The organism is Pseudoalteromonas sp. ESRF-bin5 (genome assembly GCF_002632075.1).
In the GTDB taxonomy this organism is placed as follows: domain Bacteria; phylum Pseudomonadota; class Gammaproteobacteria; order Enterobacterales; family Alteromonadaceae; genus Pseudoalteromonas; species Pseudoalteromonas marina.
On record NZ_NTLW01000112.1, the window covers coordinates 1 to 2,935 of the forward strand.

Here is a 2,935-nt window from a genome sequence, read left to right on the forward strand (position 1 = left end):
TCGTCGGTACGGCCATAAAGACCAAAGTCTTCACCTGCCATTACGGCTTGGGTTTCAAGTACGTTTGTGTCGCCTATCGCATTTTTAATAGCGCTTCGTACTATATTAGTTTGCGAAGGATTATTATAAGTAGATGGAATTGATTCATCCTCATGAACTATAACAGCAGGGTAATCACTTTCATCAAGCCCAGCGCTTTGCGCAATACCTGCAGTTATGCGTTTTATTGCAGCAATTTGCGCATTGCGTACATCTGGGTTGTAACTACGCAGTGTAAGTTGCAGTTTCACTTCATCCGAAATAACATTATGTTTAGAGCCGCCATGTATAGAACCGACTGTTATAACAGATGGTTCTAAAGGTGAAAGTTCGCGACTTGTAATCGTTTGTAAAGCAAGTACTGTGCGCGCAGCAATAACTACCGGGTCAATAGTGGTATGAGGGTACGCGCCATGGCCGCCTTTACCTTTTATATTAATATCAACAGAATCCACACTTGCCATGGTATATTCATTTTTCATAGTTACTTTACCAGCAGGGACACTGGCACTAACATGCAATGCAATAACGTGGTCGGGCTTTGCGTATTTACTAAATAAACCCTCATTTAGCATCGCTTTAGCTCCACCTCCAACCTCTTCTGCAGGTTGTGCAACCATCATTAATGTACCTTTCCATTTATTTTTATGAGTAATGAGTTGCTCGGCAGTGCCTATAAATGAGCTCATATGAATATCATGGCCACAGCCATGCATAACACCAACTTTTGCACCATGCTCGTCAATAACTTTTACAGTTGAAGCGTAGGGTTTACCTGTTTGCTCGGTAATAGGTAAGCCGTCCGTATCTGTGCGTATCATAACTGTTGGGCCATTGCCATTTTTAAAAATACCAACAACACCATACCCACCTACATTTTCTGTAACCTCGAATCCAAGCATATTAAGCTTGTTAGCTATTTTTTTACCTGTATTTTTTTCGCTGTATGAAAGTTCTGGCGATTGATGTAAATCGAGGTAAAACTTTTCAATACTAGGCATTGTTTTGTTTAGGTCTAGGTCTAGGTCAAGTCCTTTAGCTTGCAAAAGCGGAGCTGCAAATAAAAATGCAGCGCTAAGGTAAGATAGTTTCATGATTTGCCTCATTAATTGATTATGTATGCCGAGTGATTTAGTTATACGACTTGTATTTATTATGTTAATCACCATATAAAACCCTAAATAGATAAGTATGGCAATCAATTCAATGAGTAATATAGTAAGTATTAATGCACAAAACCTTCAGCAGGTCCTTGGAGAAACATCACAACAAAAATTAGTATTACTTAACTTTTTCTCACCTCAAAGTCCTGATTGTATTGGGCAGGCTGCAATTTTAGATAAAATAGCGGCTGACTATACAAGCCATATAGTAATAGCAAATTTAGATTGTGATGCAGAGCAAGCATTAGCTTCACAATTAGCACAACAGGTTGGCTTACAAACGCTGCCTACGCTTGTGCTATTAAAAGACTCTGCCCCTGTCGATTTGCTTGCAGGTACCCAAACTGATTCACAAATACGGGAAGCCCTATCTAAGCACTTACCTGCTCAACAGGATTTGCTATTAGAACAAGCTAAGCAGGCTCTACTTAAATCAGACCTCAATGCAGCGTTTAATTATGCAAAGCAAGCATACGAAATAGATAATACTAATGTACGTATTAAATTAGTGCTTGCAGATATTTGTATTCAAATTCACAAATTAGATGAAGCTCAAGCATTAATAGAAACGATTGATTCGCAAGATCAAGATGCGTACTTCAATAACATCAAAGCAAAATGCGAAGCTGCTTTAGATGCAAAAGATTCTCCAGAGATACAACAAAAGCAACAGCAAGTAGATAAGTATCCGAACGATTTAGAACTTAAAGAAGAGCTCAGTGCTTTATTAAACGAAGCAGGAAGAAAAGAAGAGGCATTAGAAGTGCTATTCAAAGTACTACAAAAGGACCTTAACTATAACGAAGCTAAACCAAGCTTTTTAGCTATAATAGCTTCTCTACCAGATGGCGATGCGCTCGCAGCTAAATACCGTAGAAAGCTATACAGTATTTTATATTAAAAGCTGATTATAAGTTCGGCTAAATAAAAGCACCTTTATTAAAGGTGCTTTTTTATTGATGGCTCTTAGATGTTAAAGCAGAGAAAATCAGCTTAAAAAGTAAAGTTATACACAGGGTTTTGTGAGTAACTTGTGTTTAGGGTGTGCGCTTGCTTGGGGTGTAATTTAAATCACTTTTTTAGTTAAAAAAGGCTTGCGTTAAATTCGCGGCTCCCTATAATGCGACCCCACTGAGACGGCAGAGCAGGCAACGCTTAGCGAGGCAAGCAAACCACTTAGTGAGTCGAGTAAAACTTAAGTTTAGATTTTTATAAAGTTTAAAATTAAGTGTTGACAAAAACACAGGAAAGCGTAAGATTCGCTTCCCTTGAGTCGCTAAGGCAACTCAAACGTTCTTTAACAATATAAAGCAATCATCTGTGTGGGCACTCGTACAGATTGAGTTCTAACAGCCAAGCTACTTAGGTAGTGAGGCAAACAAATTAGAGTCTCAATTGAAACTGAGTGACCAACAGCAATAACTACTTAGGTAGGGATTGCAGCACAGTCAATTCAATATCGAAAGATATTAAATAAATTCAGAATTCATTGAGCTGTCGAAAGACACAAAACTTTTTAATTGAAGAGTTTGATCATGGCTCAGATTGAACGCTGGCGGCAGGCCTAACACATGCAAGTCGAGCGGTAACAGAAAGTAGCTTGCTACTTTGCTGACGAGCGGCGGACGGGTGAGTAATGCTTGGGAACATGCCTTGAGGTGGGGGACAACAGTTGGAAACGACTGCTAATACCGCATAATGTCTACGGACCAAAGGGGGCTTCGGCTCTCGCC

The 2,935-nt window shown here is 39.4% G+C and carries 2 protein-coding genes and 1 rRNA gene; 2 read left to right on the forward strand and 1 reads right to left on the reverse strand.

What is annotated here, in order from left to right:
• On the reverse strand, window positions 1-1,133 hold a 1,133-nt coding region (locus BCG07_RS05665; protein WP_286889195.1), incomplete at its 3' end, for a M20 metallopeptidase family protein.
• Window positions 1,134-1,245: 112 nt separating this feature from the next.
• Between BCG07_RS05665 and BCG07_RS05670 the strand changes: the two genes are divergently transcribed.
• Window positions 1,246-2,103: a tetratricopeptide repeat protein gene (locus BCG07_RS05670; RefSeq protein WP_277053546.1), complete on the forward strand. Its 858-nt coding sequence runs from the start codon at window positions 1,246-1,248 to the stop codon at window positions 2,101-2,103.
• A 616-nt stretch (window positions 2,104-2,719) separates the two neighbouring features.
• A 16S ribosomal RNA gene (locus BCG07_RS05675) occupies window positions 2,720-2,935 on the forward strand; the annotation flags it as partial.

Bases quoted from the DNA above. Each gene is read 5' to 3' on its own strand.
- BCG07_RS05670 (WP_277053546.1), top strand. From the start codon at position 1,246: ATGAGTAATATAGTAAGTATTAATGCACAAAACCTTCAGCAGGTCCTT.